The 13,394-nt window shown below is 40.6% G+C and carries 11 protein-coding genes; 10 read left to right on the top strand and 1 reads right to left on the bottom strand.

The window, feature by feature from the left end:
- Positions 1 to 26 precede the first annotated feature (26 nt).
- From FR7_RS18310 to FR7_RS18300, 3 genes are all read left to right on the top strand, one after another.
- Positions 27 to 593, top strand: coding sequence for a lipid-binding SYLF domain-containing protein (locus tag FR7_RS18310; protein ID WP_007937376.1), 567 nt, complete (start codon positions 27 to 29; stop codon positions 591 to 593).
- Between the two features lie 164 nt (positions 594 to 757).
- Positions 758 to 1,180, top strand: coding sequence for a lecithin retinol acyltransferase family protein (locus FR7_RS18305; protein WP_007937374.1), 423 nt, complete (start codon positions 758 to 760; stop codon positions 1,178 to 1,180).
- Positions 1,181 to 1,380: 200 nt separating this feature from the next.
- On the top strand, positions 1,381 to 2,463 hold the full coding sequence (locus FR7_RS18300) for a cyclic di-GMP phosphodiesterase (RefSeq protein WP_007937372.1): 1,083 nt from the start codon (positions 1,381 to 1,383) through the stop codon (positions 2,461 to 2,463).
- A 101-nt stretch (positions 2,464 to 2,564) separates the two neighbouring features.
- On the opposite strand, the gene FR7_RS18295 is transcribed toward FR7_RS18300, so the two are convergent.
- Positions 2,565 to 3,839, bottom strand: coding sequence for a GGDEF domain-containing protein (locus FR7_RS18295; RefSeq protein WP_007937370.1), 1,275 nt, complete (start codon positions 3,837 to 3,839; stop codon positions 2,565 to 2,567).
- Between the two features lie 211 nt (positions 3,840 to 4,050).
- On the opposite strand from FR7_RS18295, the gene FR7_RS18290 reads away from it, so the two are divergent.
- From FR7_RS18290 to FR7_RS18260, 7 genes are all read left to right on the top strand, one after another.
- Positions 4,051 to 4,596, top strand: coding sequence for a guanylate kinase (locus FR7_RS18290; protein ID WP_007937368.1), 546 nt, complete (start codon positions 4,051 to 4,053; stop codon positions 4,594 to 4,596).
- Positions 4,597 to 4,635: 39 nt separating this feature from the next.
- Positions 4,636 to 6,183, top strand: coding sequence for a sigma 54-interacting transcriptional regulator (locus tag FR7_RS18285; RefSeq protein ID WP_007937366.1), 1,548 nt, complete (start codon positions 4,636 to 4,638; stop codon positions 6,181 to 6,183).
- Between the two features lie 269 nt (positions 6,184 to 6,452).
- Entirely contained in the window at positions 6,453 to 7,832 is a 1,380-nt protein-coding gene (locus FR7_RS18280) for a tyrosine phenol-lyase (RefSeq protein WP_007937365.1), read from the top strand.
- Between the two features lie 158 nt (positions 7,833 to 7,990).
- Complete coding sequence (locus tag FR7_RS18275; RefSeq protein WP_007937364.1) at positions 7,991 to 9,388, top strand: amino acid permease; 1,398 nt, start codon at positions 7,991 to 7,993, stop codon at positions 9,386 to 9,388.
- Positions 9,389 to 9,588: 200 nt separating this feature from the next.
- The gene (locus FR7_RS18270; protein ID WP_007937363.1) at positions 9,589 to 10,992 is read left to right on the top strand and encodes a hypothetical protein; all 1,404 of its coding nucleotides are present in this window, start codon (positions 9,589 to 9,591) and stop codon (positions 10,990 to 10,992) included.
- 331 nt (positions 10,993 to 11,323) lie between these two features.
- Positions 11,324 to 11,911: a YueI family protein gene (locus FR7_RS18265; protein WP_007937361.1), complete on the top strand. Its 588-nt coding sequence runs from the start codon at positions 11,324 to 11,326 to the stop codon at positions 11,909 to 11,911.
- A gap of 156 nt (positions 11,912 to 12,067) precedes the next feature.
- Complete coding sequence (locus FR7_RS18260) at positions 12,068 to 13,267, top strand: iron-containing alcohol dehydrogenase (RefSeq protein ID WP_007937360.1); 1,200 nt, start codon at positions 12,068 to 12,070, stop codon at positions 13,265 to 13,267.
- Positions 13,268 to 13,394: the final 127 nt, after the last annotated feature.

The following is a 13,394-nucleotide window of genomic DNA, read 5'->3' as shown; positions in this document are numbered from 1 at the left end:
TTATCAGGATGAGGGAGGAAGAGAGTATGAATAAATTTGCGAGAACGGTTACGATTTTAATGCTTATTTTAGGTTTGACGGCTTCTGTAGTAAGCGCGGCGAGTCAGGAAGAAAAACGTGAATCCATACGAAGTTCTGCCCAGGAAACCTTGGATAAACTTTATACGATTCATCCCGGGGCCAGACAAGCCGTTGAAAATGCTGTAGGATATGCTGTATTTCGTATTACTGACGTCAAAGTTGTGTTCTTAGGAGGCGGGGGTGGCAAAGGGGTGGCTATTCATAATACTACCAAGGAAGAAACCTTTATGAGAACTGGTGATGTACAGGTTGGATTTGGACTTGGCATAAAAAAATTTGATGTAGTTCTAGGATTCCAAACGCAAGAAGCGTATATGGATTTTATCAATGACAGATGGGTCGTAGGTGGACAGGCTACCGTGGCAGCAACAGACAGTGTAAGCGGAGGAGCTTTGGAAGGTGCTGTTTCAGCAGGTAAGGACACTTGGATGTATCAATTGACAGATAAGGGGCTGGAGGCCAGTTTGACCATCAGGGGAATTCGTTACTTTAAAGATAAAGATTTAAATTGAATTTGTGAATCTTATTAGTGGAGGTTACTAGATAGTAAGGGGGTCGTAAAAATGATTTATACAATCATAGCTGTGATTCTTGCGGTAATCATCATGAAAACTTTGCAATTCTATAGATGCCCTGTAGACCAAGAAAGAATCTAAAAACGATTATAGGTGATAATATGCCCGAAGACGTAAAAGAATTTAAAAAAGGTGATGTAATATACGTATCTGTTATAAGACCTGCAGGCTTTGGACCATTGCATTATGGTGTATATGATGGCTATGGCGGAGTATTTCACTTTAATGGTTTAACACCGGACTCAGCGTTTATACACTATTCACTGCTTAAGGATTTTGCAATGGGCGGAACAGTGGAAATCGATCCATGTATAAAGATTTTTTCCCCTGATGAAATTGTGGAACGAGCCAGTAGTAAACTGGGCGATAATTTTGGGGGCTTCAATTTTCTTACCAATAATTGTGAGCATTTTGCGAAATGGTGTGCTATAGGAGTGAGACAATCAACGCAAGTCATAAAACACCGATCTTTCCTTGCAAAGATTAGTGGAAAAATAGATGATAAGAACAGACCGCTTTTCTAAGATGAAAGTAAGCATCATTAGAGAAGCGGTTTTCATTGTTATAAAAATAAATATACGTTTCTATACCTTTTGGTAGTCGTATAAATTTCTCAAATCCATTATCCTATAGATAGATAAAGAGATTATAGTGCCACTTTATTGTCTGTTTATAAGAAACCAAATTCTTAGTCAAGACATGGAAACATTGGAGGAATTCATTTATGAAAAAAATAGCTATTACTGATCTGCAGCCGGGTATGATTGTAGCTGAAGCGATTCACTCTCTGAATGGGAAACAAATTTTGTTTCCAAAGGGAGGAACCTTAACCAATAAAACCATTCAGAATATAAAAAATTGGGATATTGCTTATGTTAGAATCGAAAACCATGGGGATACAGTGGATGAGATCATAACAGAAGAACCCGAAGAAGCTTCTTCCCTCTCTGAATTGCCCCCAATCTTAATTCAAAAAGCAATGGATTTTGATCATACTTTGCAAGATTCTGTAGAGCAGGTAGATGCACTATTTAATAGTATTAGAAATAATAAAAAGATTGATATCAAACATTTTCATAAAATAGCGTCGGGGATTTTTGAGCATCTCATTTATCCATCAGAGGCAGTAAATCGTTTGTTATTTAGCTTAACGCCTCATAATTCATTGGCTTACCATTCGGTTATGGTGGCAGCTTTATCAGGCATGCTTGCGGAGTGGATGAATTTTTCTTCTAAAGATATTAGGGAAATTATCTTTGCAGGATTGCTGCATGATGTGGGGAAAACCCAGCTTCCTCTTGAACTATTTATAGATAAAGATTCGGTTGCGGCAAATTCGGAAAAGATACAAACTCATGTACTTTTAACGTTCAAATTATTGAAAGACAGCAGAGCACTTTCCCCTACGATTTTAACAGCAATCGTCCAACATCATGAATATATGGATGGCAGCGGATATCCCCAGCAATTATCTGGAGAAAATATTCATGGCTTTGCCCGAGTGATCGGAGTCGTGAATCATTTAAGCAACATGATAGCAGAATCGGAAAGCATTAATCCGTTTATGCTTTTGCAGGCAATTAAGCTGGAAATGTTCACAAAGCTGGATCCAACGGTATGTGATGTTTTTTCCCGTCGTATTAATGACTATCTGCTTAGTAGTTCTGTAATCCTCGAAGATGGGCGCAAGGCAAAGGTCGCATTCCTGCCGAATGTAACCCCCACATATCCTATTTTGCAGGTTGAAGATGAATTTATAGATATGATAAAAGATAAGGAAATAAAAATTGTCGGGCTTGTCATGTAATCAATATCGGAAGTGATGAAAAGCCCTCCTAGATGTAGAAGTGATTTTACATCCAGGAGGGCTTTTCTTAATAATGACAAAAAAGAAAAGTCTGTGTTTTGTCATTGACTGACGCAATTACGGCCATTTTCTTTAGCTCGATACAAGGCTTTATCTGCTAATTTAATGACTTCATCAGGGCTGATTTCTTTATGATTAGAGTCTGCTGCGCCGATGCTGACGGTAACACTTAGCTTTTTATTGGTATCTTTTTTACGTTTACTATCCTGGCGCAATACAAATTTACTTTTTGCGATTTCCTCTCGCAGCGCTTCTAAATAAGGGATTGCTTCACTGAGGCTTTTGCCAGGGAATAATACTGTAAATTCCTCACCGCCGTATCGAAAGGTTTTACCACCTTTAAAGTTCTTCATAACCTTACCAATTAAGCGAAGGACATCATCACCTGCATCATGTCCATAAGTGTCATTAAACTTTTTAAAAAAGTCGACATCGACCATTGCAATGGTATAGTGGCTGCCAAGTTTCAGCATGTCTTCGTTTAGGGAGCGGCGTGAGGGTAAACCTGTAAGTTCGTCTAAATAGGCTTTAGCATAATAGTCTTGAATCACAGACACGATGATCATTAATCCGGCAACAGTATAAAAGAAGGGAATTGCAATCTGGGCGGCATGAAAATGATGGGCAAATGCGACTGCTGCTAAGACGCCCAAAATAGTGGTTCTAAAGTGGATATTATTTCTTCGGCGCTTGGCCAATAGTAAAATGCCTGACAGCAAAAAAGCAGCTAGAGCAGCATCAGGAATGGGTGTCTCCGGCATAAAAGAAAAAGCAAACAGTTTTTTACCGATTTCGTTGAAAAGCTCTCTATCTCCTGATAACACCAAACCCATAACAAAAACCACTTGAAGAAAAATGAATAAAAAGCATCTTTTTCCCCAGCTTGATAAAATTCCTCGTTCTGACCAAGAGGCAAAAAAGAGCAAATTTAAAGGAAGCAGCAAACTAACTGTTAAGTAAATACCATGCAGGGCAAAAACATGATCTAAATGTGTGGGAATTGGAATGGACATTCCTAACTGGCTTAAAAATAGAATCAATAAGATAAAAAATGCACGACTGCGATTAAAACAGGAGGTAATTGCAATTCCGAAAAGAAGTATCATATAAGAGATGGTAGGTATGGCAGAGAGAAAGGAACCTGGCAGATCATCAAGATGAAAGAATGCGATTCCGGCGATCAGTATAATTCCCAATGGGGTGGTGCGAATCGCAGACAGTATTCTGGCAGCAACAGTACTACTGTTTATTTGAGGCCAAATAGCCTTATTCACTTTATCATTTTTACGAACTCTTTTTTTGTAGGCTCTTGGCATGAGTTTCCTCCTAGGTAGACTGGATTTAGGCAGAATGTCAAAAATAGTATTATAATGACTTAATATAGTTCGATAATAAAAAAGAATCTTCCTTCTACCTTTTGGTATAGAAGGAGACATCTTGAAGTGTTTTTCTCATAAAAAAATATATATTCCATTCTCAAAGAATATATATAAAGTATGATGAGTTTATACTATCCGGGGGTGAATCATGTTTTCGATTATTTCATTTACAGGCCCTAGTGGTTCAGGGAAAACAACGATACAAAAATATGTGGGCGCTGCCCCTATTATTACTTTTACCTCGAGAAAACCAAGAAAGAGTGAAGTTGACGGTGTGCATTATCATTTTACTACTCGTGAAAACATACTTGGGATGAAAGAGAAGGGGGAGTTGCTGGAAGTTACTGAATATAGCGGAAATCTGTATGCATCCAATCTGAAGACTATCCATGAAGTAGTAGAAAACCAGCAAATGAGGTCAATTGTAGTCGATGTTCATGGTGCCAGACAATTGAAAAAGCACTTTGATGAAAAGGTTTTATTAGTGGGAGTTTTTGCTTCGAAAGATGAATGCAGGCAAAGAATATATAGTCGGAGTGACAGCAATATTGAGAAAAGATTATATTCTTATGACGAAGACGTCAAGGGGATGTTAGAAATCTGTAATGTAGTAATTATTAATTGCGATGAAAACTGGCTGAAGAATAAAAAAATACTTGATTTCTGGCGTAAAAATTTTATTGAAATCAGCTAATACCGATCCAGCTACATGTGATAAAAGGGAGTGAGAAGCTTGCGTTTGCGCATGCCTTGTAGTGACCGTATTGGGTTAGTTCGCGATATTAGCATCATTCTGGAAGAACGTAAAATTAACATCGTAACCATTGAAGTCGAGCAAGGGGCTGTGTTCTTAGAGTGCCAGGGTATGCTTCAAAAGGACACGAAAGAACTGATTGAGGCACTCGAAAGGGTAGATGATGTACATAGTGTGGAGATAACCCGTTTTATGCCTTCAAAAGAACGGGGGGAACAGCTTGATGCTGTCTTAACTTCCGTCCGGGATGGAATTTTAGTAGTGAATTGTGATGGCAGTATTATTCAATGTAATGCTGCCGCTGCCCGCATCCTAAAGATTTCTCCAGGAACAATGATCGGACAATCCATAGAGAATTCCTCCTGGAATGCATTGGTGGCAGAGACGTTAAAAACTGGCTGCTCCTATAAAGATCAAGAAATGTTTATTGAATGCATCAGCAGCTATTGTGTGATTAGTACCGTTCCTCTTAAGGATACGAATCATGAGGTAATTGGTGTCGTAATAGTGCTTCGTGATATTGGGGATGTCAGAGAACTGGTGAAAAAGATGACAGCGTCCCTGCCTGTGGATTTTGGTGATATTACCTGTGACAGCATGGTCATGAAAGAACTGATTCTGCAATCCCGCAGATATGCATTAAGTGATTCCACGGTTTTGATTCGGGGAGAGACGGGAACTGGAAAGGAACTTTTTGCGAGGGCACTGCATAGCGGCTCTGGAAGATCCCAAGGCACTTTCGTACCGATTAATTGTGCTGCCATTCCAGAAACATTAATGGAGAGTGAGCTATTTGGCTATGAGGAAGGAGCTTTTACGGGAGCAGTCAAAGGGGGAAAGCCAGGACTTTTTGAATTATCCAATGGCGGTACTCTATTTCTAGATGAAATAGGAGAAATGTCAGTGCATTTGCAGGTAAAATTACTGCGAGTACTTCAGGAACGGCGAGTACGACGTTTGGGCAGTTCTCGTGAAGTCGCGGTAGATGTACGTGTCATTACGGCTACCAACCGCAATTTGGAGGATATGGTAGTTCGTGGAGCATTTCGGGAAGATTTGTATTACCGTTTAAATGTAATTCCTCTTACGATTCCTCCGTTGCGGGAGCGTCCAGAGGATATTGGCTTGTTAGCTGAGTATTTTTTACAGCGTTTTGCGGATAAAATGCGTCGTTCAGTGAATGGTTTTAGTAAAGAGGCGTTAGAACGGCTGGAGCAGTATAACTGGCCTGGCAATGTACGGGAACTGGAGAATGTGATTGAGCGGGCAGTAAATCTGGTAGAAGGTTCTAAGGTTCGTCCGGAACACATCTGTCTGGGGAGAATTGCAGCGACAGCCAATCCCTTATCAACCATACAATTTGAGACCTATCAGAGTTTAAAAGAACGCTTGGCTGAGGCGGAACGCGCTATTTTAAAGGAAACGCTAAGAAGATATCGTTCTTCCCGGCGGGTTGGTTCTGTCTTGGATTTATCTCATACGGCGGTATTAAAGAAGCTGCGCAAATATAATTTAGCCAATGAATAAATCATGTTGGCATTCCCTTTGCATTTAACACAGACTAGGAGAAACAAGCGGAAACTTTTTGCACTATTGGAAACTTTCTTACAACAAAAGATTGCCAAATCATAGAATCTTGAGTGTGCCACTCCAAGTACCATCGTGCTTTGGAACTTGGCACACTTTTTGCATTTAACTATAGTGGGCTAACCGCTATTTTAGAGAGTAAGAAAGAGCAAAGATGCAGATGAGGTATTACTAAAAAATGAAATGATTTCAAGGGGGATGATTGGATTATGGAACGTAAATTTATGGCAGAACCGTACAAGACCAAGATGGTGGAAACCATTCGAATGACGACTCGAAAAGAACGAGAAGCGGCAATTGAACGCGCCGGGTATAATACATTCTTATTAAATTCCAAGGAATGTTATATTGATTTATTGACTGACAGCGGCACTAATGCAATGAGTGATAATCAATGGGCTGGTATGATGCTTGGAGATGAAGCCTATGCCGGTAGTGTTAATTTCTTTGAATTAGAAAAAACAGTTCGTGAAGTGTATGGTTTTAAATATGTGGTACCTACTCACCAAGGGCGGGGTGCAGAAAATATTTTATCGCAAATAGCAATTAAACCTGGTGATTATGTCCCTGGAAATATGTACTTTACCACTACTCGTGCTCATCAAGAATTAAATGGTGCTACCTTTGTGGATGTGATTGTCGATGCAGCTCATGATTCCCAGAATGAAGATCCTTTCAAAGGCAATGTGGATCTGAAGAAACTGCAAGATTTAATCGATCGGGTAGGCGGTGACAAAATTCCTTACATCTGCGTAGCGGTAACGGTAAACCTGGCAGGCGGTCAGCCAGTCAGTATGGAAAACATTCGTGCAGTACGAGAGATTACCAAAAAACATGGCATAAAAATCATGTTTGACGCTACTCGCTGTATCGAAAATTCGTACTTTATTAAAGAAAGAGAAGAGGCGTACAAGGATAAATCCATCGGAGAAATTGTAAAAGAAATGTTCAGCTATGGTGATGGAGCTACCATGAGCGGTAAAAAAGACTGCTTAGTAAACATTGGCGGATTCTTGGCACTAAATGATGAAGAACTATTTCAAAAAGCTACGCAGCTGGTTGTACTATTCGAAGGAATGCCCAGTTATGGCGGTCTGGCTGGTCGGGATATGGAAGCAATGGCTCGCGGTATACGCGAATCCATCGATTATTACTATATTAAACACCGTGTAGAACAGGTTCGCTATTTAGGTGAAAAATTAGATCAGGCTGGCGTACCCATTGTAAAGCCAATTGGCGGTCATGCAGTATTCCTTGACGCGAAACGATTTTTACCCCATATTCCTCAGGATCAATTTCCGGCTCAGGCCTTGGCTGCTCAGCTTTACATTCTTTCAGGAGTACGCTCTATGGAACGCGGGATTATATCAGCAGGGCGGGATGCTAAAACAGGGAATCATTACTATCCCAAATTAGAACTCGTGCGCTTAACCATTCCTCGCCGTGTGTATAGCTACGCTCATATGGATGTAGTCGCGGATTCTGTAATTGAACTGTATCAAAATCGTAATCAAATTGCTGGATTAGAGATGATTTATGAACCCCCGGTATTGCGTTTCTTTACAGCCCGCTTTAAACCCCTTTCATAATAAAAAGAAATTAGTCTAGCCATTTTATAGCTCTATTTGAAAAAGTATTACTTTTCCAAATAGAGCTAATTTTAGGATGGAAAAGAAATGCAGGAAAGGATCAATAAACCTGGAAGTTATATCTTTTAGAAGAATTTTATTTAGTAGGAGGATGACCAATGGATATTTTTCGTACGAAAAGCATTACGATCATGGAGCACGAAGCCAAGACACATTCTCTTAAAAAGACCATGGGAGCCTTAGATATTATATTAATTGGGATTGGTGTAATTATTGGTACAGGGATTTTTGTCTTAACTGGTGTAGCAGCTGCTAAATATGCTGGACCTGGTATTATGCTATCTTTTGTTATATCGGGGATTACTTGTGCTTTTGTATGTCTTGCTTATGCGGAACTTGCTTCCATGGTTCCGATTGCCGGCAGTGCCTATACTTATACCTATACGTCTTTAGGTGAAGGAATTGCCTGGCTGGTTGGCTGGAATCTGGTATTGGAGTATTCTGTAGGAGCCAGTGCTGTTGCCGGTGGGTGGTCGGCTTATACCGTTGGGCTGCTCAAATCAGGGGGAATTGATATACCCTTGGCATTAACAGCGGTTCCGGCAGATGGAGGTATTGTGAATTTGCCCGCCGTTTTAGTCACGTTGTTTATGACGTTTTTATTAGTGCTTGGAGTCAAAGAAAGTGTAACAGTAAATCGGGTATTGGTAGCTATAAAACTGGGTGCGATTTTTATATTTTTGCTAATGGCTGGTCCTAAGGTGGATGTTGCGAATTGGACACCATTTATGCCTTTTGGTTTTGCTGGTGTTTCTGCAGGGGCGGCAGTTATATTCTTTGCCTATCTTGGTGTTGATTCGATTGCTACTGCTGCTGAAGAAACCCGTAGTCCTAAGCGGGATATGCCTATTGGGATTATAGGGTCCTTAGTCGTATGTACGATTTTATACATTGCAGTAGCTGCCGTTATGACAGGAGTTGTGCCCTATTATCAATTAAATAATGCAGAACCGGTAGCTTATGTTCTGCGAAATCTAGGTTATAATTTTGGTTCGGCATTAGTTGGTACAGGGGCAATCTGCGGACTTTCTACGGTATTATTAGTTATGATGTATGCACAAACCAGGGTGTTTTTCACCATGTCTCGGGATGGACTCATCCCATCAGTTCTTGGAAAAATTCATGAGAAATACCGAACTCCTCATGTAATTACCATCATAGTGGGTGTTGGTGTTGCCCTCATCAGCGGTTTCACCCCGATTGGCATTGTTGCTGAGATGTGTAGCATTGGTACTTTGTTTGCCTTTGTCATAGCCACGATTGGAGTCGTTGTTCTTCGTAAAACCAAGCCGGATATGGAACGTCCCTTCCGCTGTCCTGCAGTAAATATTGTTGTTACATTAGCAGTACTTTGTTGTTTTTATATCATGTATAATTTGGCCTTTGCAACTTGGATTCGGTTCTTTATCTGGAGTGCGATTGGTTTAGTCATTTATGGGATGTATGGTTATTCTCATAGTAACTTGCATGAGAATAACAAACCAAATCAAAAGTAAATAAAGTGATTTTATTGTTTGCTTGTGGAGTGGTTATGTCGCATTTTTCAATGCAGACAATAATTTAATCAATATCGTATAAGCTCAGTTTTGCAATAGGCAGAACTGAGCTTTATGTTTGGTGGCAGCAGTCTTTTAGTAGCTCTTTTCCTATCATTTGCATACACTGTCATAGTACTGAATTTAGAGGGGGAAGTTTCATGTTTGAACTGACTTCTTTACATTGGATTTTCACTAGTTTTATTCTCTTGATTATCCTTACGATGGCAATGCGCAGAGATACAAGTTTGATTTGCATTATTGGGATATTCTTAATGGGCTATGTGGCAACAGGAACATTGAATCAAGCTGTGATTGGGATATTTAATAGCTTTGTGTATGCAATCAATGAACTGTCCGGTACGATTTTGATTATTTCTCTCATCGTAGCTATGAGCAAAGCCCTGCTTCATGCAGGGGTCAACGAAATTATGGTAGAACCTTTTGCAAGGATCATTCGCACTCCTGGTATGGCATATTGGATCATCGGATTGTTCATGATGATTATTTCCTTCTTTTTCTGGCCTTCACCAGCAGCAGCACTTATGGGTGCTGTATTGCTGCCTGTCAGTCGCCGGGTAGGCTTACCAGCTATGGGGGTTGCAGTTGCTATGAACTTGTTTGGACATGGAATTGCTCTATCCGGGGATTTAGTGATTCAAGGTGCACCCAAATTGACAGCTGCAGCCGCAGGTATTCCAGTCCAGGAGGTAGTAAATGCAAGTATCCCCTTGTTGATTGTAATGGGAGTGGTAACGGTAAGTGCTGCTTATTGGTTATTGAAAAGAGATATGGCTCTTGGGAAGTTAACAGTAGAAAACGAAACGGTTGTAGTAAGTGAGCGCAGTGAGCAGGAAGATCTGCCTGTTCATCCTTCCCTTTCTGCTAAAACGAAAGGATGGATTGCAGCTATGGTGCCGATCCTCTTTGGCTTGGATGTGGCTGCACTATATGCTTTTAATTTACGAGGATCAGATGCAACGGCTTTGATTGGCGGAACCTCGATATTCATTATGATTATCATATCTCTTGTAGCGCATCGCAATAACGGCATTGAAAAAACGACTGCCTATTTGCTAGAGGGATTGAAGTTTGGCATCACGGTTTTTGGACCGATTATTCCGATTGCTGCATTTTTCTACTTAGGTGATAGCGGCTTTACTTCTATATTTGGCAAAATACTGCCTTTAGGGTCACAAGGATTAGTCAATGATTTAGGCTTGGCTATGGCTCAAATGGTTTCCATTAGTCCGGCAATTGGGGCATTTACGATCATGATTGTGGGGATTATAACAGGTCTTGATGGTTCTGGTTTTTCGGGGATATCTCTTGTTGGATCCCTAGCGAAACTTTTTTCAGTTTCCATTGGTTCAGGTATAGGAACGCTGACTGCATTAGGGCAAATTGCTGCAATTTTTACTGGTGGGGGAACTTTAATTCCTTGGAGTGTAATCGCCGCTGCGGCCATTTGTAATGTGAGTCCTTTCGAATTAGCACGGCGTAATCTGCTGCCAGTAATGATAGGCCTCTTTGTAACAACGATCGTTGCCATCTTCTTAATTTGATTGTAACGGTTTTTCTCTACGAACCACAAAGGCACAATGCCGCCACTCGCGGCACACAAAGGAGAACACAAAAAATATAAATATCTTGTTTAGAAGGAACGTTGAACACAGAGGACACAGAGTTAGCAGAGAGCACAGAGGTTTTTAGCCCTAATTATATCTTTTCTCAGTGTTCTCTGCGCCTCTGCGGTTCCTTTTTAGCCCCCGATTGTTTCAGATTCTTCGCGTCTTCGCGGTTCAAAGGGTTTTATCCCTCTTCTGCGATTGGAAATGAAACCAAATATATGATATAGTTTTCTATAGCATTATATCAGCAGCGTTAGGAGGGATTGTGATCGATAGCCAAGACCAATCAAAAGATATTAGCAGAATGGTGCAAAAAGATAAAGTCGAGCAGGCTTTATTAGTGGGGCTGCATGGAGCACCTGAATTAAAATATGATGAAAAAGTACAGTATTTGGGGGAATTTCGAGAACGAATCATAAAGAAATTAACCACAGCCCAAGTACGAGAAAAGGGGATTTATTCCGAGATCCTTCAGGCTCTTGAAGACCCAAGAGCGGACAAGCTGATTATCAACGGAAGCATAGACTATCGGGTTATTGAAAAATATAAATCTTTGGCAGCGCGTTGCAAGAAAATTAGTACTGTGCGCAGCGACCCTAGTTTCCAGGGGGATACAGGACTCATCGTGATCAGTGATGAGGCTGTAGATATACAAGATATTGAAGTAGAAGACAGGAGCAGCCGATTAAGACGTTTGGGAATACCGCCAGCGCTCATTGAGGCAGCTGGACAAAAGGTATGTAAGGACTGTATGGAGCAAATCGCCGAAGCAGATGAATATGAAAAAATTAATTACCGGCAGCTGACATGGATAGACCGATTAACTGGTGATACCTGCCCAGGTCATAAATAAGATAGCAATGTAAATGGAACCCTCGTCATTTTGATGAAGGGTTCTATTTACATTAAAATTGTTATTTTTTTCACACAAAAGGATTGTTTTTACATTGGGGGTACGCTATACTAGCAATATACATAAACTGAAAAATCAGAAAAGGCGGGGATGTACATGTGGGGGAAAGAAATTGATTTAGCACAAATTGTTGAAATTCGTACTAAAACAACCGTATATTTTGGTATTGGCGCCATTACTAAAATGACCGACATTGCAAAAACTTTATCTGAAAAAGGAATTAGTAAGGTGATTGTGGTTACTGGCAGGGGATCTCACATCAAATCTGGTGCTTGGGAGCATGTGAAAAAAGCATTGGATGCTGCCAGTATCCTGCCAGTGCTGTATAGTAAAGTCACATCCAATCCAACCGTTGATCAAGTTGACGAAGCGGCAAGTGCAGCACTGGAATTTGGAGCGCAAGCTGTTATCGCCATTGGCGGCGGAAGTCCCATTGATGCAGGAAAGAGTGTGGCTGCTTTAGTAGCGAATCCAGGAAAAACTGCACGAGAGTTGTATGAATATACTTTTTTGCCAGAAAAGGCAGTACCGATTATTGCCATTAATTTGACACATGGAACTGGAACGGAAGCTAATCGCTTTGCTGTTGTCAGTATACCGGAGAAAGAGTATAAGCCGGTTCTTGCCTATGAATGCTTATATCCTCTATATTCCATTGATGATCCGGCACTTATGACTACTTTGCCGCCAGAACAGACTGCCTATGTATCCATTGATGCTGTAAATCATGCTATTGAAGCAGCTACCACGAAGCTGGGGAATATATATGCTGTAACGCTGGCTCGCGAGGTCATCTCACTTGTTACCCATTACTTGCCATTGGCGCAAGAAGATCCTAAGAATTTGGAAGCCCGCTATTATTTATTATATGCTTCGATGATTGCAGGGGCTTCTTTTGATAATGGATTGCTGCACTTTACTCATGCCATGGAGCATCCTCTTAGCGGTATCAAAGCTGATTTGCCTCATGGGTCGGGCTTGTCAGTATTATTGCCCGCAGTAGTAAAACACATCTATCCGGCTAAAGCCGCGATTTTGGCGAATATCTTGGCACCTATTGTGCCTGGTTTAAAAGGGGAAGCAACGGAAGCAGAGGCAGCATATATTGGTTTAAAACAGTGGCTTAAGAAACATGGCATGAAGCAAAGCTTGCGAGAAGAAGGCTTTGTTGACAGTGATGTAGCCCGATTGACAGATCTTGCTTTTGAAACTCCTAGTTTGGAACTGCTTTTAAGTATGGCGCCAATTGAGGCAAGTCGGGAAACCGTTGCTGCCATTTACCTGGATTCGTTATAAGGAAGAATTGAATCGAATTTTTCATTATGGTAAATTTGCATCCTATCGATTCGAAAATGTAATAAATATAAATTATAGACTTGTGCATAGTAAAATAAAGTGTTATTATATAAGCAGTTACTAATAT

The sequence above is a fragment of the Pelosinus fermentans DSM 17108 genome, assembly GCF_000271485.2.
Classification (GTDB): domain Bacteria; phylum Bacillota; class Negativicutes; order DSM-13327; family DSM-13327; genus Pelosinus; species Pelosinus fermentans.
The sequence above is the reverse complement of the archived record's forward strand: the minus strand, read 5'-3'. Positions and strand labels throughout refer to the sequence as shown.

What these genes read in the sequence shown, in the direction of transcription:
- FR7_RS18295 (WP_007937370.1), bottom strand. Translation starts at nt 3,839, where the DNA reads ATGCCAAGAGCCTACAAAAAAAGAGTTCGTAAAAATGATAAAGTGAAT.
- FR7_RS18290 (WP_007937368.1), top strand. Translation starts at nt 4,051, where the DNA reads ATGTTTTCGATTATTTCATTTACAGGCCCTAGTGGTTCAGGGAAAACA.
- FR7_RS18305 (WP_007937374.1), top strand. Translation starts at nt 758, where the DNA reads ATGCCCGAAGACGTAAAAGAATTTAAAAAAGGTGATGTAATATACGTA.
- FR7_RS18310 (WP_007937376.1), top strand. Translation starts at nt 27, where the DNA reads ATGAATAAATTTGCGAGAACGGTTACGATTTTAATGCTTATTTTAGGT.
- FR7_RS18270 (WP_007937363.1), top strand. Translation starts at nt 9,589, where the DNA reads ATGTTTGAACTGACTTCTTTACATTGGATTTTCACTAGTTTTATTCTC.
- FR7_RS18275 (WP_007937364.1), top strand. Translation starts at nt 7,991, where the DNA reads ATGGATATTTTTCGTACGAAAAGCATTACGATCATGGAGCACGAAGCC.
- FR7_RS18300 (WP_007937372.1), top strand. Translation starts at nt 1,381, where the DNA reads ATGAAAAAAATAGCTATTACTGATCTGCAGCCGGGTATGATTGTAGCT.
- FR7_RS18280 (WP_007937365.1), top strand. Translation starts at nt 6,453, where the DNA reads ATGGAACGTAAATTTATGGCAGAACCGTACAAGACCAAGATGGTGGAA.
- FR7_RS18260 (WP_007937360.1), top strand. Translation starts at nt 12,068, where the DNA reads ATGTGGGGGAAAGAAATTGATTTAGCACAAATTGTTGAAATTCGTACT.